Raw genomic sequence first — 18662 nt, forward strand, 5'->3', positions numbered from 1 at the left:
AACGCCAGCATACGCTGGCGTTTTTTTATGCCCGGAGTTTAGCCCCGGGGCATTTTCGATTTCAAAGATTCAAACGATTGCGAAGACCCTGAACATATTCCCGCCAATCATTGAGAACCGCCTGCTGCAACGATGTAGCTGTAAGGGCCAACTGGGCTGCCGCCTCTGTAAAACTATCCAGGGTATTTGGCGCGCCCCATTCAGGCACTGATAGACGTTTCTGACAGAATATTCGCCAGCGTTCTTGCTCGTCGAGATTCAAGGTATCGGGAAAGTTACGTGCTCGATATCGAAACAATAGCTCCGGTAAACGTTCATCATCGAAAGGCCATTGCTGTTGCGCCAATTGCAGCGGGTCGGCTGTTCTGACTTGCTCGCATAAACGCCGATCACGGTCCCCGATAAATCCGTCGTATAACTGTTGCTCAGGATCCTCGCTCGAGGAAAAATCTTCCCGGGCATAAATCGCCAGAACTTTAGCTTGCCAATCCTGCTGCGCGTCACTTAGCCGCAGTGCACGTTGCTGATAGAGCGCAACATCCATCCCCAAGCGCAGCTGATCTGCGGGTCGAAGAACCGATAACGGCGCGACCACGGGGCATTTATTGATGTGGATAAGCTTGAGCGGTACGGGTAATTCACCTTCTGCCAGCTCGTCGCGGCGGGTATACAAACGCTGGCGCAAGGTTTCGGCATCGAGATCGAGCAAACCCTGCGGGTCGAGGTGCAGGTCGCAAACAATCAGTGCGTTCTTATTGCGTGGGTGCCAGGCCAAGGGCAACACTACGCCGACATAGTTGCGCGCAGCAGAAAAGCGCCCTGAAACATGCACCATCGGTTGCAGCAAGCGCACCTGGTCCAGAACCTTTTGCTTACTGCGAAGCTGAAACAACCAGTCATACAACTTTGGCTGTTTTTCCCGGATCAGGCGCGCCAGGGCAATCGTGGCGCGAACGTCCGACAGCGCTTCGTGGGCGCTGCCATGATCGATCCCGTTAGCGGCGGTCAGCCGTTCGAGCTTGAGTGTCACTCGCCCTTCTTCGTCTGTCGGCCAGACAAGGCCATCGGGGCGTAACGCATAGGCTGCGCGAACGACATCGATCAGGTCCCAGCGACTGTTACCACCCTGCCATTCCCGCGCATAGGGGTCGAAAAAATTGCGGTACAGGCTGTAGCGAGTCATCTCATCGTCGAAACGCAAGGTGTTGTACCCGGCGCCGCAAGTACCCGGCGCCGCCAGTTGGGCATGCACCCGGGTCATGAAGTCGGCTTCGCTCAACCCGTCCTCGGCCAGTTGGGCGGGCGTGATGCCGGTGATTGCGCAAGCCGCGGGATGCGGCAGGATATCGTCGCTGGGCCGGCAAAAGAGATTGACAGGCTCGTCGATTTCATTGAGCTCGAAGTCAGTACGCAACCCCGCCATTTGCAGCGGGCGGTCGCAACGGGGATTGATACCCGTCGTTTCGTAGTCGTACCAGAAGATGGAGGTCACGGGCTATTCCTGAACTGAAGATTGGCGAAGTCTAGGCGTTCCCGTCCCGCTCCGGCCAGCAATCGTGCCATTGAATCACCCCTGGCCACGTAATATGCAATACATAGTTATGTCGTTTTTTCCGGCGAGGCTGCTAGCATCCGGTGAAGAGACAAACCGATCAGGCCACACCATCAGGTTGCCCATGCTCGACACCACAGCACTGCCACGGAAAGCAACGCTGCCACCACCACTGGACACGCGGTATCAGGTGGAAACGCCCGAAGGCATAGACTTGCCGCTGCGACCGGCCGGCTTGATGGTGCGCGCACTGGCGTTTTCCATCGACCTGGCGATACGCGGGTTGATCCTGGGCCTGATGTTCATCGCCCTGGCAATGCTCGGGAAACTCGGTGCGGGACTGGGTTCGATCCTGCTCTTCGGCGTGAGCTGGTGGTACATGGTGCTGTTCGAAGTCTTCAACCAGGGGCGCTCACCGGGCAAACAATGGATGGGCCTGCGGGTCATTCAGGACGATGGCACGCCTATAGACTGGTCAACGTCACTGTTGCGCAACCTGCTGCGATTTGTCGACATGTTGCCGTTTGGCTACTTTCTCGGCGCTATCAGTTGCCTGCAACACCCCAATTTCAAGCGCCTCGGTGACCTGGCCGCCGGCACGCTGGTGGTCTACCGCGAGCAGCCGCTTACCCGTCCCCAACTCCCACCCTCGCAACCCCGTCGTCCTCCTTTTGCCCTGACACTGACCGAGCAACGTGCCATCCTCGGTTTTGCCGAACGTCAGGCCGGACTGTCCGATGCCAGGGTCAATGAGCTGGCCTCGATCCTCGCGCGCCCCTTGCAGGTTCCGGCTCCCTGCGCCGTGGCCGAACTCAACGGCATTGCACACGGCTTGTTGGGTCCGACATGAAACAAAGCCTTTTCGAACATCGGCACATGGCTGAATGGGAGCAGTTCTCCCTGCTGCTGGACAAGCTGGAGCAGGACAGCAAAGCCAAAGGGGCCGACAATTTTCTGGCCGATTATCGGCGCATCTGCCAACACCTGGCGCTGGCCCGCGAGCGCGGTTACAGCAGTTTCCTGAATGACGCATTGCAGCAACAAGTGTTGCGTGGGCATCAGCAGCTGTATCGACATCGCAGCCATTTTGGAGCCCATGCACTGGGTTTCATCCTGGCGGGCTTCCCCCGGCTGGTACGTGAACAATGGCGCTTCGTGCTCGCTGCCAGCCTGATGTTTTTCGGCAGCCTGTTCGCAATTGCAGGGCTGGTTTATCTGTTTCCGGAACTGGTCTACAACCTGATTCCGGCCGATCAGGTCAGCGACATGCAAAGCATGTACGACCCCGATGCCGGTCACCTGGGACGCTCCATGGAGCGTGCGGCCAGTGAAGACTGGGCGATGTTCGGCTACTACATCATGCACAACATCGGGATCGCCTTTCAGACCTACGCCAGCGGATTGCTGTTCGGCCTGGGCAGCGCGTTTTTCCTGTTCTTCAACGGCTTGATGATCGGCGCGGTCGCCGGACACCTGACGCATATCGGCTACGGGCAAAGCTTCTGGTCGTTCGTGGTCGGTCACGGTGCCTTTGAGTTGACGGCCATTGCCCTGGCGGGTGCCGCCGGCCTGCAATTGGGTTGGGCGTTGATTGCACCAGGCCGCCTGCCCCGCGCCGAAGCCTTGCGCCTGGCGGCCCGCAAGAGTGTTCTGCTGATTTGCGGCGTCATGTTGTTTCTGCTGATTGCGGCCTTTATAGAAGCCTACTGGTCGTCGATGACGACACCGGCCCCCCTGACCAAATACCTGGTCGGTGCGGCCCTCTGGGTGCTGGTGGCGATTTACTTGATATTCGCCGGACGGACGCACCATGCGCCTGAGTGACACCACTGTGGTCATTCGCCCAAGACCGACCTGGGAAGCCATTGACCTGGGCGTGCTGTTGAGCCAGCGCCACCGGCGCCTGCTGATGAGCAGTTGGGCGATTGTCACCTTGCCGGTTTTCGCGCTGCTCACCTGGTTGCTGTGGGATTCGCCGACCTTGGCCGTGTTCATCTTCTGGTGGCTGAAACCGGCGTTTGAACGCTTGCCGTTGTACATCCTTTCCAAAGCCATTTTTGCAGACACGCCCACCCTCAAGCAGGCACTTTACCAGTGGCCACGGTTGCTCAAGCCACAACTGCTGGCCAGCCTGACCTGGCGACGCCTGAGCCTGAGTCGCAGCTTCACGCTGCCCGTGTTACAGCTCGAAGGCCTGAGCGGTGATGCGCGCCAACAGCGGTTGCAAGTGTTGTTGCAACGTGACGCCAGCGCGGCACGTTGGCTGACCGTGATGGGTGCGCACCTGGAAGGCGCGTTATGGATCGGTTTGATGGTGCTGTTTTATCTGCTGCTGCCACAACAGGTCGCCCTGGACTGGAGCTGGCAGTCGCTGGTCAGCGCCGCAACGCAGGACTGGCGCTGGCTGGAGCACCTGTCCAATGGTTTCTACGTCCTTGTGCTGGTGGTTTGGGAACCGGTCTACGTGGCCGCAGGCTTCAGCCTGTACCTGAACCGACGCACCGCGCTCGAAGCCTGGGATATCGAGCTGGTGTTTCGCAGCCTGTCCCGTCGTTTGAGCGAAGCAACCCTTGCCCTGTTACTGGCGGCGACCTTGCTGCTGCCGATCACCCCCACCGCCATGGCGTCCGAGTCGGCGCTTGCGACGCCCGACAGTCCGCGCTTGCTGCAGCAACCACTGACCAGCCAGGGGTCCAGGGACAGCATCAAGGCCATCCTCGACCAGCCTCCGTTCAAGAACAGGGAAACCGTCACCCGCTATCGATTTGGCGAAAACCAGGCCGCGGACCAAGGCGCGAATGAAGACCACACACCCCAATGGTTAAAGGCGCTGCTCCAGATGATTGATAACCGCGACTTCGGCGCGTTGGCCACGCTGATCGAAGTTGTGCTGTGGGCAGCCGTGATCACCGCCATCGGGGGCTTGATCTGGTACTACCGTGAGGGGTTGCAGGCATTCGTCAGCCGTCGACCGCGTCCCGCTAAAAAAGCCCCCCACCCGCCTGCCCCTCAGGTATTTGGCCTTGACCTCAGCCGCGAGACCCTGCCCTGCGACATCGCCTCCAGTGCCGAAAGCCTCTGGCAGAACAACCCGCGTGCAGCGCTTGGCTTGCTCTATCGCGCCCTGCTCAGCCGCCTCTTGCACGATTTCGACATGCCACTCAAAGCCGCCGACACCGAAGGCCAGGTGCTTGAACGCATCGAAAAACTACAGCAACCGGCCCTGCTGGCCTTCAGCAAAGACCTGACCGTGCACTGGCAAAACATGGCCTATGGGCACCAATTGCCACCCGCGCATGTACAGCGCGAACTGTGTAACGGCTGGCGTGGCGTATTTGACTCGGGAATCCCCCATTGAACCGGCGCGCCTGGCCATTCATCAGCACGATGACGGCTGTCCTGCTGGCCGTGTTGATGATTTATCTGTACCTGAAGGCAACGCCCTATCCGGCCGAAATCGACCATGGCCCGGCGCCTGAAGCCCTGGCCAATCCGTACCTGGCCGCCGAGCTTTTCTTGCGCAAGCAGGGCCTGAATGTCAGCCATGCCAACAGCCTCGATATCCTGCCAACCCTCGCGCCGCAGCATCACAGCCTGTTGTTGCTAGGCGATCGCTACAACATGACGCCCAGGCAGATCGATCAGGTGCTGGCCTGGACCCAAGCTGGCGGGCGCCTGCTGTTCGTTGCCCAGTCGCTGTGGGATGAAAAGACCGGGCAAAGCAATGACCTGTTGCTGGATCGGGTGCAACTGCAACAGTCGCTGAGCAAAGACCTCAAGGACCCACCGCCCGACACTCCGGATGATCCCTACCCACAACTGACCAAACTCTATCTGGATGATGAAGACGCACCGGCCTACGCCGGCTTCGATACCACGTTCCATCTCGAAGACCCGAAAAACCTCGCCCAGGCCTGGGCCAACAGTGCCAAGGCAACCCATATGATGCAACTGAACCACGGGCTTGGCTCGATCATTGTGGTGACCGACGCCGACCTGTGGAAAACCCCGGCCATCGATCAATACGACAACGCCTGGCTGCTCTGGTACCTGACCGCCGATACCGGAGTGACCCTGCTGTTCAATACCGAGCACGACAGCCTGCTGACACTGCTGCTGCGCCATTTCCCCCAGGCGTTGGTCGCCTTGGCCGCCCTGATCGGCCTGGGTTGCTGGCACTTCGGCGTGCGCCATGGGCCACTGTTGCAACCGCAAGCCAAAGCTCGCCGCCAATTGCAGGAACACCTGCGCGCCAGCGCCGATTTCATGTTGCGACACAGTGGCCAGGACAGCCTGTTGCAGGCCTTGCAGCAAGACATACTGCGCCGCGTGAGACATCGTCATCCTGGCTATGAACAACTCGATGTCGCCGAACAATGGCGGGTGCTCGCCCGTCTGAGCGGCCAGCCCGCAGACGCAATCAGCCAAGCCATGGGCCCGCGGTCAAAACAGCGGTTTTCCAGTGCTGAATTCAGCCGCCAGGTCGCCCACCTGCAAACCTTGAGGAATGCGTTATGAGTCAACCGATCGAGCCCGATGCAATCGACCACGCCATCCGGCAACGCCAGCGTGCCTGCCAGTTGGCCCAGGCGGTGCGCCATGAATTGCAAAAAGCCGTGATCGGCCAGGACACCGTCATCGACGACGTTCTCACCGCCCTGCTTGCTGGCGGCCATGTATTGCTCGAAGGCGTGCCGGGGCTGGGCAAGACGCTGTTGGTCAGGGCGCTGGCACGTTGTTTCGGCGGCGAATTCGCGCGTATCCAGTTCACGCCGGACCTGATGCCAAGCGATGTCACCGGGCATGCGGTGTACGACTTGCAGACCGAGCAATTCAAGCTGCGCAAGGGACCGTTGTTCACCAACCTGTTGCTCGCCGACGAGATCAACCGTGCCCCGGCAAAAACCCAGGCCGCGCTGCTCGAAGCCATGCAGGAACGCCAAGTCACCCTCGAAGGCCGCGCCCTGCCCATCGCGCAGCCATTCATGGTGCTCGCCACGCAAAACCCCATCGAACAGGAAGGCACTTACCCGTTGCCGGAAGCCGAACTCGATCGCTTCATGCTCAAGGTGCGCATGGACTACCCCGACGCGGAGCAGGAGTTGGACATGGTGCGCCAGGTCAGCCGCTCGACCCGGGCCGACATGCTCGATGTGCAACCGCTGCGCACGGTGCTGCAAGCCAGGGAGGTCCTGGCCTTGCAGCGCATTGCCAGCGATTTGCCGCTGGACGACCAGGTCCTCGACTATGCCGTACGCCTTGCCCGCACCACCCGCAGTTGGCCCGGCCTGACCCTCGGTGCCGGGCCTCGGGCGTCCATTGCGCTGGTGCGCTGCGCAAGGGCACGGGCATTGTTGCGCGGTGGCGAGTTTGTGATCCCTGACGACATAAAAGGCTGCGCCCTGGCCGTTCTGCGCCATCGTGTGCGCATAGCGCCGGAACTGGATATCGAAGGGCTGGACGTCGATCAGGTGTTGCGGCAACTGCTCGATCAAGTACCGGCGCCAAGGCTGTGAAACCCTCGCGCCTGCTACTGGCCTGGCTTGCGACCTTGCTGGGCATCGGTCTCATTCTGGGCACATTGCACGCATTGGACATCGCCGTTCCATCAACGCTGTTCTCGATCAGCTGGGGCTTGCTCCTGGCTCTCTTGGCCCTGGCAATAATCGACGCCATCCGTCTCAAGCGCCTGCCGTCGCCCCGCGCACAACGTCAACTGCCCGGCAGCCTGGCCCTCGGCCGTTGGAGTGTCGTGCGACTGCAAGTCGAGCACGACTTTTCCCTGCCACTGAACATCCAGCTCTACGACCACGTACCCGACGGCCTGAGCTTCGAGAACCTGCCGCTGTCGGTGAAACTTCAACCCGGCCAGCACAGCGGCGTCGACTATCGCCTGCGCCCGCTCAAGCGCGGCCACTTCAGCTTCGAGAACTGCGAAATCAGCCTGCCCAGTCCATTGGGGCTATGGCACGGCAAACGCCTGCTGAGCGTGATTGACAGCACCCGGGTCTATCCCGACTTCGCCCGACTCTACGGCGGCCAACTGTTGGCGGTGGACAACTGGCTCAGCCAACTCGGGGTTCGCCAGCGCCAACGACGTGGCCTGGGCCTGGAGTTTCATCAGCTAAGGGAATTTCGCGAGGGTGACAGCCTGCGCCAGATCGACTGGAAAGCCACTGCCCGCCAACGCACACCCATTGCCCGGGAGTACCAGGACGAGCGTGACCAACAGATCATCTTAATGCTCGATTGCGGTCGACGCATGCGCAGCCAGGACGGCGAGCTGGCGCATTTCGATCATGCGCTCAATGCCTGCCTGTTGTTGAGCTACGTCGCGCTGCGCCAAGGGGATGCGGTAGGCCTCTGCACCTTTGCCAGTGATCATCCGCGCTTCCTCGCCCCGGTGAAAGGCGCTGGCCAGCTCAACGTGCTGCTCAACTCGGTCTACGATCTGAACAGCACTCAACGCAGCGCCGATTATCAAGCCGCTGCCAGCCAACTGCTGTCCCGGCAGAAACGGCGGGCGCTGGTGCTGCTGGTCACCAACCTGCGCGATGAAGACGATGATGAACTGCTGACTGCCGTCAAGCGCTTGAGCAAGCAGCACCAGGTGTTGGTCGCAAGCTTGCGTGAGAACGTCCTGGATACGACGCGACTATTGCCGGTTCAAACCTTGTCAGAGGCGTTGGCCTATTGCGGGACGGTCGAATACCTGAATTCGCGCGCAGCACTCCATGAGCGCTTGATCGCCCACGGAGTACCGGTAGTGGATGGGCAACCCGAGGCGTTGGGCCCCGAGTTGGTCACCCGGTACTTGAGCTGGAAAAAAGCAGGGACAATTTAACAACGCTCCAAGCGCAACCCATGCGGCATCAGGCAGACGCCGGCAAGGGCTGAAAACTGAAGTACTGCCTCAATGCCTCCACCAGTTGCCCATACTCCGGGGGTGCCCGTTGCAGGCTGAACCCGGCGTCATAGTAGTGAGGAGTTGCGTCTTCATGGCACCACAGGCAACACGCCCGCAGATCGATGACCTGCATGCACCCGCTGCTCGCGGGGATTTTCAGGCGCAAATCGAAATCCACGCCGATCATCATCGGCAATTGACTGATAAGCATCAGCCCGTCTTCGGAGACGTTGCCAAGATAGCCAACGGGCTTGTCGGTAATGCGGTTGAACACTTTCAGAAAATACGGCAGTTGATGCCGCTCGATCCGGCGGTCAGTGAACATGCTGAATTCGCTATGCCAGGCCCTTAAGCAGGGCCGCACTAATGCTTCGGAACGGGCCGGCCTGATAGACAGGCGATGGGCACGCTCTCCCCGATCCTGGTGCGACAGTCCATGAACCGCTGCCGCTTACTCCTGCCGATCACAGGTGTTACGTCGGTTTGCAGACAAGGCTCCAAACCGATCTATTCGACTATAGCTCACCGTCGCCGGCGAGCCAGCCACCAGATGAGAAGCGTAATCAGAAGCGGGTTGGACGTACCGTCGCCGCACTTCGCAGCGGGTAGTGATTGAGTGCTTGCAAGGTTTCCAGGCGAGCCTGGGCACGATACGCGTATTCACTTTGCGGATACGAAGCAATGATGAACTGGTAGGTTTGCGCCGCATCGACAAACAGTTTTTGCCGTTCCAGGCACAATCCGCGCAACATTGACACTTCTGGCCATACATAAGGACGCGCGCGGCTGGCGCGTTCAACTTTGGACAGCTCGAGCGTTACTTGCTCGCAATTGCCACGGTCATAGGCGCTATAGGCAAGGTTCAAATGGTGGTTCATCGACCAACGGGTGCAGCCCACGACACTGAGGGCAAGGACGGCTATGAGCACGAATCGCATGGGAGTTCTCCTGACTTGAGCTCTGTATCGACCCGTGGACGAAAATCTTCAGGTGGCAGGTCAGCAAAAGTGTTCATTCAAAGAATCAAACGAATAAGTAGTGCACATGAACAATGACTACACCCCAAGAGCATAGTAGCCTCACTCAGCGCTTGAACTCAGGAGTCTTTGCATGTCCGTCCGTCGTACCAAAATCGTCGCCACCCTTGGCCCGGCCAGTAACTCGCCGGAAGTTCTCGAACAGCTGATCCTGGCTGGCCTGGACGTAGCCCGCCTGAACTTCTCCCACGGCACCCCCGACGAGCACAAGGCTCGCGCGAAGCTGGTGCGTGACCTCGCTGCCAAGCACGGCCGCTTCGTTGCCCTGCTGGGTGACCTGCAAGGCCCGAAAATCCGTATCGCCAAATTCGCCAACAAGAAGATCGAGCTGAAGATCGGTGATCAATTCACCTTCTCCACCAGCCATCCCCTGACCGAAGGCAACCAGCAAGTGGTTGGCATCGACTACCCGGACCTGGTCAAGGACTGCGGTGTAGGTGACGAGCTGCTGCTCGACGACGGCCGCGTGGTGATGCGTGTCGACACCGCCACCGCTACCGAACTGAACTGCACCGTGACCATCGGCGGCCCGCTGTCGGACCATAAAGGCATCAACCGTCGCGGTGGTGGCCTGACGGCACCGGCCCTGACCGAGAAAGACAAGGCAGACATCAAGCTCGCTGCCGAAATGCAGGTCGATTACCTCGCCGTGTCCTTCCCGCGCGACGCCGCCGACATGGAATACGCCCGTCAACTGCGCGACGAAGCCGGCGGTACCGCCTGGCTGGTGGCGAAGATCGAACGTGCCGAAGCCGTAGCCGACGACGAAACCCTCGACGGCCTGATCAATGCCTCCGACGCCGTAATGGTGGCCCGTGGTGACCTGGGCGTGGAAATCGGCGACGCCGAACTGGTGGGCATCCAGAAGAAAATCATTCTGCACGCGCGTCGCCACAACAAGGCCGTGATCGTAGCGACCCAGATGATGGAGTCGATGATCCAGAACCCGATGCCGACCCGCGCCGAAGTGTCCGACGTAGCCAACGCTGTGCTCGACTACACCGACGCCGTGATGCTATCGGCCGAAAGTGCCGCCGGCCTGTACCCGCTGGAAGCTGTGCAAGCAATGGCGCGAATCTGCGTCGGCGCTGAAAAGCACCCAACCAGCAAGACCTCCAGCCACCGCATTGGCAAGGAGTTCCAGCGCTGCGACGAGAGCATCGCCCTGGCCACCATGTACACCGCCAACCACTTCCCGGGCGTGAAGGCGATCATCGCCCTGACCGAAAGTGGCTACACCCCGCTGATCATGTCGCGCATCCGTTCCTCGGTGCCGATCTATGCGTTCACTCCACACCGTGAGGCCCAGGCCCGCGCGGCGCTGTTCCGTGGCGTATACACCATTCCATTCGATCCGGCTTCGCTGGCACCGAACGAAGTCAGCCAGAAGGCGATCGACGAGCTGGTCAAGCGCGGCGTCGTGCAGAAAGGCGACTGGGTCATCCTGACCAAGGGCGACAGCTACCACACCACCGGTGGCACCAACGGCATGAAGATCCTGCACGTTGGCGATCCGATGGTCTGAGTGACCGCTCGCTGAGAAACGAAAGCCCCGCCATGTGAATGGCGGGGCTTTTTTGTTTTAAAGATCAAAAGATCGCAACCTGCGGCAGCTCCTACAGGGAATGCATTCCATTGTAGGAGCTGCCGCAGGTTGCGATCTTTTTTGGGTTCAATGCCGCCATTGCCTTGAGCTGTAGCCTCTCAACCACGGGGCAGGAACACATCAGCCAGCAGTTGATTACGCGGCAGTCCTGCCAGGTACAGGCGCCGGGCGAAGGCGTCAACGCTGTCGGGGGCTCCACAAACCAGGGCCAGGGTTTGCCGAGAGACAAGGCGCATTTGCGCCAATGCCGCTGGCAACCCGGCTGGGGTCCAGAACTCGACACTGAGGTTCGGACGACTGGCGGCCATGGCTTGCAGGGGTTTGGCCAGGTAATGCTCATTGGCATCATGGGCCAGGTGAATGACACGGATGGCGCCCTGATGATTCTGACGCAACGCTTCGCGCAACACGCCAAACAACGGCCCCAGGCCGGTGCCAGCGGCCATTAGCCACAACGGCCGGGCATGCCAATCCGGGTCGTAATGCAATGCCCCGCCGCGCAACTCGCCGAGGCGGACTGGATCACCAATGCTCAGCTGACGCGCCGCGTCACTGAATTCACCTGGCAGGCGACAATCGAGGTGGAACTCCAGGAAGCGGTCTTCCTCCGGCAGGCTGGCGAGGGAATACGGTCGCGCCACATTACCGGCCCACAACACCAGATGCTGACCTGCGCTATAGCGCAATGGACGCTGCGGGTTGAGGCGCAAGCGCAACACGCTGGCACTCAACCAATCGACGGCCGCGACTTCGGCCGGGCTGCCATCCTGCTGCGGGTCGAAGGTGTGCACTTGCAGATCCTCGACCACCTGGCACTGGCATGCCAGCCGCCAGCCTTGCTGGCGCTGCAGCGCACTCAAGGCATCGGGCCGGCTGTCGCTCGGCAGCCCTTGCACGCATTGCACCAGGCACGCATGGCAACTGCCGGCACGACAGCTGTAAGGCACCGACACGCCGTTCTGATTCAGGGCATCAAGCAGATTACTGCCAGCTGCCACCGACCATTGGCGGTTACCAACGCGCAACTCAGGCATCGACGTTTTCCCATGCCGCCGCGCAACGGTTGCGGCCGTCACGTTTGGCCCGATAAAGCGCCTGGTCAGCCCGCTGCAAAGCCTCGTCAAGATCATCACCCGGTAACAGCAGGGTCATGCCGGCGGACAGGCTGAGACTGCCGACCTTCAAGCCGATCAGCTCGACATCGATAAAGGCGAGGCGCAGCCGCTCGCAACAAGCGGTCAATCGCCCGGCATCGCAATCAGGCAGCAACACCACAAACTCTTCTCCGCCGTAGCGCGCCAGGACATCACCGTCGCGCAGGCAGGCCGACGCCACGCCGGCAAATGCCTGCAATACCTGATCGCCAGCCGCATGGCCGTGAATATCGTTGATGCGCTTGAAGTGATCGAGGTCGATCAGCGCCAGGCCATGCACGACGCTGGCGTCCATGGCCTTGAGTTCGCGTGAAGCCAGGCGCAGGAAATGCCGGCGATTGAACAGTCCGGTCAACTCGTCGGTGGCGACCAGGTCCTCGAGCTGGCGCATCATCCCGCGCAGCGTGTCCTGGTGCGCCTGCAAGGCGAAGCGGCGTTGACGCATGCGCAGGCGGGAGGCCTGGACGTATCGGGCGTACAGCTCAAGCCAGACCAGCACGATGAACAGTACGCATACCTGCAATACGGCCAGCGCCGGGTCGGCCAGCTGAAAGTGGTAACCCTCCCACAGCGTGATCGCGCTGAAACTGAAAAAGACCAGCAACGCACAGCGCGCAAATGCACGGCGCGACAGATGAAACAGCCCGAACAACAGAATCAGCACGTAGAACACCAGAAACGCGCCACGAGCCTCATCCAGATTGGCAATCAGCCAGGTTTGCCAACCCAGCCCCAGCAGCACCTGCGTCTCGGTCAGGCTGGGGTCGGAAAACCGCAGGTTGCAGCCGCTGTAAAACACCACGAACAACGCTGCCTGGCTGATGACCACCAGCCCACTGCCGACGGCAACGTTGGCTAGCGACTCATCGTAGTGGCCGGTAAAAAACGCCAGCCACAGCAGTAGCAGGGCCAGGGCGTAGGTGCCGGCTGCGAGGGCAAAACGTTTGAGCAACAGGCGCTGGATGGCGTTATGGGTCAATCGTTGACTCACCCTATTAAAGGAGACTGACAGAGCGTCCTACTCTACAGACCGAATGTCACTTTAGTGGTGCGGCCGATAAATAACCATTCAATTTTCGGGTGACACAATTTCACTGTAGGAGCTGCCGCAGGCTGCGATCTTTTGATCTTGATCTTAAAAACAAAATCAAAAGATCGCAGCCTTCGGCAGCTCCTACGGGGATCGGGCACGACAATCAGACCAAGGTTTGACCGCCGGCGCGTGTACCTGCCTTTGATGCGCGGTATACTGCCGCGCCTTTTTAGCGTCGCGCCAGCATGCCCGGCGTGCCTTGAAAGGTGCTTGCAACCGACCGAAGTACCCAAGCTGCAAGCACCTTATTGAATGTTCCCGTCTTTTAGAGGAGCGCGACTCATGACCGTGATCAAGCAAGACGACCTGATTCAGAGCGTTGCCGACGCCCTGCAGTTCATTTCCTATTACCACCCCGTGGATTTCATCCAGGCGATGCACGAAGCCTACCTGCGCGAAGAATCGCCAGCGGCCCGTGACTCCATGGCGCAGATCCTGATCAACTCGCGGATGTGCGCCACCGGCCACCGCCCGATCTGCCAGGACACCGGCATCGTCACTGTTTTCGTTCGCGTAGGCATGGACGTACGTTGGGATGGCGCCACCATGGGCCTGGACGACATGATCAACGAAGGCGTGCGCCGGGCTTACAACCTGCCGGAAAACGTCCTGCGTGCCTCGATCCTCGCCGACCCGGCGGGCGCTCGTAAAAACACCAAGGACAACACCCCGGCCGTCATCCACTACTCCATCGTTCCGGGTAACACCGTGGAAGTGGACGTGGCAGCCAAGGGCGGCGGTTCCGAGAACAAGTCGAAAATGGCCATGCTCAACCCGTCCGACTCGATCGTCGACTGGGTGCTCAAGACCGTTCCGACCATGGGTGCCGGCTGGTGCCCACCGGGCATGCTCGGCATCGGCATCGGCGGCACCGCCGAGAAAGCCGCGGTGATGGCCAAGGAAGTGTTGATGGAATCCATCGACATTCACGAACTGAAGGCCCGCGGCCCGCAGAACCGCATCGAAGAAATGCGCCTGGAGCTGTTCGAGAAGGTCAACCAGTTGGGCATCGGCGCCCAGGGCCTCGGTGGCCTGACCACCGTGCTCGACGTGAAGATCATGGATTACCCGACCCACGCCGCCTCGTTGCCGGTGTGCATGATCCCGAACTGCGCCGCTACCCGTCACGCGCACTTCGTGCTCGACGGTTCCGGCCCGGCATCCCTGGAAGCGCCACCTTTGGACGCCTACCCGGAAATCGTCTGGGAAGCGGGTCCGTCGGCCCGTCGCGTCAACCTCGACACCCTGACCCCGGAAGAAGTGCAGAGCTGGAAGCCGGGCGAAACCGTCCTGCTCAACGGCAAGATGCTCACCGGTCGCGACGCTGCGCACAAGCGCATGGTCGAGATGCTGAACAAGGGTGAAACCCTGCCGGTGGACCTGAAGGGTCGCTTCATCTATTACGTCGGCCCGGTCGACCCGGTGCGCGAAGAAGTGGTAGGCCCGGCTGGCCCGACCACCGCCACGCGCATGGACAAGTTCACCCGTCAGATCCTCGAACAAACCGGCCTGCTGGGCATGATCGGCAAATCCGAGCGCGGCCCGACCGCAATCGACGCGATCAAGGACCACAAAGCCGTTTACCTGATGGCAGTGGGCGGCGCGGCTTACCTGGTGGCGCAAGCGATCAAGAAATCCCGCGTGGTGGCATTCGCCGAGCTGGGTATGGAAGCGATCTACGAGTTCGACGTGAAAGACATGCCAGTGACTGTCGCAGTCGACAGCAAGGGCGAGTCGGTACACATCACCGGTCCTGCCATCTGGCAGCAAAAGATCAGTGAAAGCCTGGCGGTGGAAGTGCAGTAAGCTGCACTGAAACCCAAAAAAACCGGCCGGTCGGCAACGACCCGCCGGTTTTTTTTTGGCTGGTAACAAACTGAAACTCCTGGGATCGACCATCACGGTAAAACCAGCGCCAGCGCATCGGTACCGGCGAGAGATGACTGCCCTCCACATGGTATGGTGCTCCCCCTCATTTTTTCCTGTTGTCCACTGCATGCTGCCGACTTCCCGATCCCTGCGCCTGGCGCTGTACACCGTGCTGATCATCGCCGGTGCCGCCATCGCTGCCACCCTGGCCATGCGCCACACCGTGCGCCAGTCCCTGGTTGAAGACGCCGCCCGTGCCAATCAGCAATTGGCGCTGTATGCCACGTCCCTGCACACCCTGATCGAACGCTACCGCGCCCTGCCCTCGGTGCTGGCGCTGGACCCGCAGCTGCGTGACGCGCTCAAAGGCCCGGTCAGCCCTGATCAACAGGACGTGCTGAACCGCAAGCTGGAAAAGATCAATGGCGCCGCCGAGTCCTCGACCCTGGAACTGCTCGATCGCACCGGACTCGCCGTGGCAGCAAGCAACTGGCGCTTGCCCAGCAGTTACGTCGGCCACAATTATGGCTTTCGCCCTTACTTCAACCAGACCCGAACCCAGGGCACCGGGCGTTTTTATGCCGTGGGGGTGACCAGCGGGATACCGGGCTACTTCCTCTCCAGTGCCGTGACCAACGACGACGGGCAGTTTCTCGGGGCCATGGTGGTGAAGCTCGAATTTCCCGAGCTGGAACGCGAATGGCGCCAGGGCAGCGACACGCTGCTGGTCAGCGATGCACGCGGCATCATCTTCATCGCCAATCAGCCGGGTTGGCGCTATCGCCAATTGAAACCGTTGAGTGACAGCGACCTGGCCGAGCTCAAGGCCACCCGCCAATACGACAAGCAACCGCTGACGCTGCTCGACTATCAATCGTTGCGCCACTTCGACGACAACAGCGAACTGGCGCGGGTCGACGGTCCGGACGGCAAGACGGATTACCTGTGGGAATCCCTGCCGCTGGCCGCCGAGGGCTGGACGCTGCACCTGCTGCGTCGTCCGCAAGTGGCGTTCGAAGACAGTCGCAACGCCGCCCTCGCCGCAGCCGGCCTGTGGCTGACACTGGTGTTTCTGCTGCTGTTCCTCAATCAGCGCTGGCGCCTGGCAAAAATGCGCCAGCGTAGTCGCGAAGAGCTCGAACAGCTGGTGGAAGAACGCACCCGCGACCTGCGCACCGCCCAGGAGGGTCTGGTGCAATCGGCCAAGCTCGCGGCCCTCGGCCAGATGTCGGCAGCGCTGGCCCATGAAATCAATCAACCACTGACCGCCCAGCGCATGCAGCTGGCAACGCTGCGACTGTTGCTCGACCACGGCCGGGTCGACGACGCCTACAAGGCTCTCAAGCCGGTGGATGACATGCTGACGCGCATGGCCGCCCTCACCGGCCACCTGAAAACCTTTGCCCGCAAAAGCCCCAGCGGTTTGCGCGAACGCCTGGACCTGGCGGCGGTGGTGGACCAATCGCTTGAGCTGCTCGACACTCGTCTGCGCGACGAACAGGTCAGCACCGTACTGCACCTGACGCGCCCGGCATGGGTGCGCGGCGACGCAATTCGCCTGGAGCAAGTGTTGATCAATCTGCTACGAAACGCCCTGGATGCGATGCAGGACAAACCCTGCAAACGCCTGGAAATCCGCCTGGAAGCCGACGAACAACTGTGGCGCCTGAGCGTCATCGACAACGGCGGCGGCATCGCCGAAGAAAACCTGTCGAAAGTCTTCGATCCCTTTTTCACCACCAAACCGGTGGGTGATGGCTTGGGTATCGGTCTGGCCGTATCCTTTGCCATCGTTCACGAATCGGGCGGACGCCTGAGCGCCGATAATCACGACAACGGCGCGGTGTTCACACTCACCTTGCCCATCGATCCGGAGGCTCCTGGCACATGCTCAATTCAGTGATGGTGGTCGACGACGAAAGCAGCATCCGCAGCGCCGTCGAGCAGTGGTTGGGCCTGTCGGGTTTCCAGGTGCAACTGTTCAGTCGCGCCGACGAATGCCTGGCGCAACTGCCCGCGCATTACCCCGGAGTGATCCTCAGCGACGTGCGCATGCCCGGCATGTCCGGGCTGGAACTGCTGGCTGAAGTTCAGCGCCGCGATGCCGACTTGCCAGTGATTTTGCTGACCGGCCATGGCGACGTGCCGATGGCTGTCGATGCGATGCGCGATGGCGCTTACGACTTCCTGGAAAAGCCCTTCAGCCCGCAAACCCTGCTTGGCAGTCTGCACCGCGCGCTGGACAAGCGCCGGCTGGTGCTGGAAAACCGCGCCTTGCACGAGCAGGCCGACAACCGCGCCAAACTCGACGCGACGCTGCTGGGTGTGTCCCGTGGCTTGCAGACGCTACGTCGCCAGGTTCTGGATTTGGCGGCGTTGCCGGTCAACGTATTGATCCGCGGTGAAACCGGTAGCGGCAAAGAACTGGTTGCTCGCTGCCTGCACGATTTCGGGCCGCGCGCCGATAAACCCTTCGTCGCCTTGAATTGTGCAGCCATTCCCGAACAACTGTTCGAGGCCGAGCTGTTCGGTCACGAAAGCGGCGCGTTCACCGGTGCCCAGGGCAAGCGCATCGGCAAACTCGAATACGCCGATGGCGGCACGTTGTTTCTCGATGAAATCGAAAGCATGCCCCTGGCGCAGCAAGTGAAATTGCTGCGGGTGCTACAGGAGCAGAAGCTTGAGCGCTTGGGCTCGAACCAGAGTATTCGCGTGGATTTGCGCATCATCGCCGCGACCAAGCCGGACTTGCTCGACGAAGCACGGGCCGGACGTTTTCGCGAGGACCTGGCTTACCGTTTGAACGTCGCCGAATTGCGCCTGCCACCGCTGCGTGACCGTCGCGAAGACATTCCGTTGTTGTACGAGGCGTTTGCCCAAAGTGCTGCAGAGCGACTGGGGCGAACCTTTGCGCCGTTGAGCGGGCCGCAGTTGAGCCATCTGTTGAGCCACGACTGGCCAGGCAATGTGCGCGAACTGGCAAACGTCGCCGAGCGCCAGGTGTTGGGGCTTGGCGAGCCTGCGCCAGCGGGCATCGAGCCGGGGCAGTCACTGGCAGCGCAGCAGGAAGCGTTTGAAGCGCAGTGCCTGCGCGCAGCATTGACCCGGCACAAGGGTGATGTGAAGGCGGTGCTTGAAGAACTGCAGCTGCCGCGCCGCACGTTCAATGAAAAGATGCAGCGGCATGGGTTGAACCGGGAGATGTTTCTCGGTGAATGATCGTTCCCACGCTCTGCGTGGGAATGCCTCAGCGGACGCTCCGCGTTCGGCTTTTGGGACGCAGAGCGTCCCTGGCTGCATTCCCACGCGGAGCATGGGAACGATCAAAGCGTTAAGCGGTTTTTCGCTCACACCCTCTCCAGAATAAGCGGATTTCCGCTCACTCAAACCTCAATCCCCCTCTAAACCGGCCCCCTCCCCGTTGGCACAGCTCCTGCTATAGCC

15 protein-coding genes are annotated in these 18662 nt (G+C 60.8%); 10 read left to right on the forward strand and 5 right to left on the reverse strand.

Features of this window, described 5'->3' with window-relative positions:
- Positions 1–61 precede the first annotated feature (61 nt).
- Positions 62–1492: an exodeoxyribonuclease I gene (sbcB, locus tag QLG10_RS19535; protein ID WP_188265297.1), complete on the reverse strand. Its 1431-nt coding sequence runs from the start codon at positions 1490–1492 to the stop codon at positions 62–64.
- 184 nt (positions 1493–1676) lie between these two features.
- Here sbcB and QLG10_RS19540 point away from each other — a divergent pair, with 184 nt between their 5' ends.
- The 6 genes from QLG10_RS19540 to QLG10_RS19565 are packed head-to-tail and all read left to right on the forward strand — an operon-like array spanning position 1677 to position 8396.
- Complete coding sequence (locus tag QLG10_RS19540; protein WP_110752858.1) at positions 1677–2402, forward strand: RDD family protein; 726 nt, start codon at positions 1677–1679, stop codon at positions 2400–2402.
- Positions 2399–3376 (forward strand): stage II sporulation protein M, encoded by a 978-nt coding sequence (locus QLG10_RS19545; RefSeq protein ID WP_110752856.1) that lies wholly within the window; start codon positions 2399–2401, stop codon positions 3374–3376. Before QLG10_RS19540 ends, QLG10_RS19545 begins: the two co-directional genes overlap by 4 nt.
- Positions 3363–4910, forward strand: a complete 1548-nt coding sequence (locus QLG10_RS19550; RefSeq protein ID WP_110752854.1) for a DUF4129 domain-containing protein — start codon at positions 3363–3365, stop codon at positions 4908–4910. The genes QLG10_RS19545 and QLG10_RS19550 overlap by 14 nt, the downstream gene beginning before the upstream one ends.
- A 29-nt stretch (positions 4911–4939) precedes the next feature.
- Positions 4940–6070, forward strand: a complete 1131-nt coding sequence (locus tag QLG10_RS19555; RefSeq protein WP_110752914.1) for a DUF4350 domain-containing protein — start codon at positions 4940–4942, stop codon at positions 6068–6070.
- A complete protein-coding gene (locus QLG10_RS19560) occupies positions 6067–7068 on the forward strand; it encodes a MoxR family ATPase (RefSeq protein ID WP_110752852.1) in 1002 nt (333 codons plus the stop codon). The genes QLG10_RS19555 and QLG10_RS19560 overlap by 4 nt, the downstream gene beginning before the upstream one ends.
- Complete coding sequence (locus QLG10_RS19565) at positions 7065–8396, forward strand: DUF58 domain-containing protein (RefSeq protein WP_282487868.1); 1332 nt, start codon at positions 7065–7067, stop codon at positions 8394–8396. The genes QLG10_RS19560 and QLG10_RS19565 overlap by 4 nt, the downstream gene beginning before the upstream one ends.
- A 28-nt stretch (positions 8397–8424) precedes the next feature.
- Here the strand turns inward: QLG10_RS19565 and QLG10_RS19570 are convergent, their stop codons facing one another.
- Together QLG10_RS19570 and QLG10_RS19575 are read right to left on the reverse strand one after the other, a co-directional pair.
- A complete protein-coding gene (locus QLG10_RS19570) occupies positions 8425–8784 on the reverse strand; it encodes a PilZ domain-containing protein (RefSeq protein ID WP_110752848.1) in 360 nt (119 codons plus the stop codon).
- A gap of 238 nt (positions 8785–9022) precedes the next feature.
- Complete coding sequence (locus QLG10_RS19575; RefSeq protein ID WP_282487869.1) at positions 9023–9397, reverse strand: tetratricopeptide repeat protein; 375 nt, start codon at positions 9395–9397, stop codon at positions 9023–9025.
- A 172-nt stretch (positions 9398–9569) separates the two neighbouring features.
- Between QLG10_RS19575 and pyk the strand changes: the two genes are divergently transcribed.
- Complete coding sequence (pyk, locus tag QLG10_RS19580; protein ID WP_020797866.1) at positions 9570–11021, forward strand: pyruvate kinase; 1452 nt, start codon at positions 9570–9572, stop codon at positions 11019–11021.
- 179 nt (positions 11022–11200) lie between these two features.
- On the opposite strand, the gene QLG10_RS19585 is transcribed toward pyk, so the two are convergent.
- On the reverse strand, positions 11201–12136 hold the full coding sequence (locus tag QLG10_RS19585; protein WP_248679037.1) for an iron-sulfur-binding ferredoxin reductase: 936 nt from the start codon (positions 12134–12136) through the stop codon (positions 11201–11203).
- A complete protein-coding gene (locus QLG10_RS19590; RefSeq protein WP_282487870.1) occupies positions 12129–13235 on the reverse strand; it encodes a GGDEF domain-containing protein in 1107 nt (368 codons plus the stop codon). The genes QLG10_RS19585 and QLG10_RS19590 overlap by 8 nt, the downstream gene beginning before the upstream one ends.
- Before the next feature lie 396 nt (positions 13236–13631).
- Between QLG10_RS19590 and QLG10_RS19595 the strand changes: the two genes are divergently transcribed.
- From QLG10_RS19595 to QLG10_RS19605, 3 genes are all read left to right on the forward strand, one after another.
- Positions 13632–15155, forward strand: a complete 1524-nt coding sequence (locus QLG10_RS19595) for a fumarate hydratase (RefSeq protein ID WP_008061943.1) — start codon at positions 13632–13634, stop codon at positions 15153–15155.
- A 190-nt stretch (positions 15156–15345) separates the two neighbouring features.
- Entirely contained in the window at positions 15346–17121 is a 1776-nt protein-coding gene (locus tag QLG10_RS19600; protein ID WP_248679036.1) for an ATP-binding protein, read from the forward strand.
- Positions 17106–18437: a sigma-54 dependent transcriptional regulator gene (locus QLG10_RS19605; protein ID WP_188265302.1), complete on the forward strand. Its 1332-nt coding sequence runs from the start codon at positions 17106–17108 to the stop codon at positions 18435–18437. The genes QLG10_RS19600 and QLG10_RS19605 overlap by 16 nt, the downstream gene beginning before the upstream one ends.
- Positions 18438–18662: the final 225 nt, after the last annotated feature.

Origin of the sequence: Pseudomonas sp. V98_8 (genome assembly GCF_029967975.1) — a bacterium.
Classification (GTDB): Bacteria; Pseudomonadota; Gammaproteobacteria; order Pseudomonadales; family Pseudomonadaceae; genus Aquipseudomonas; species Aquipseudomonas umsongensis.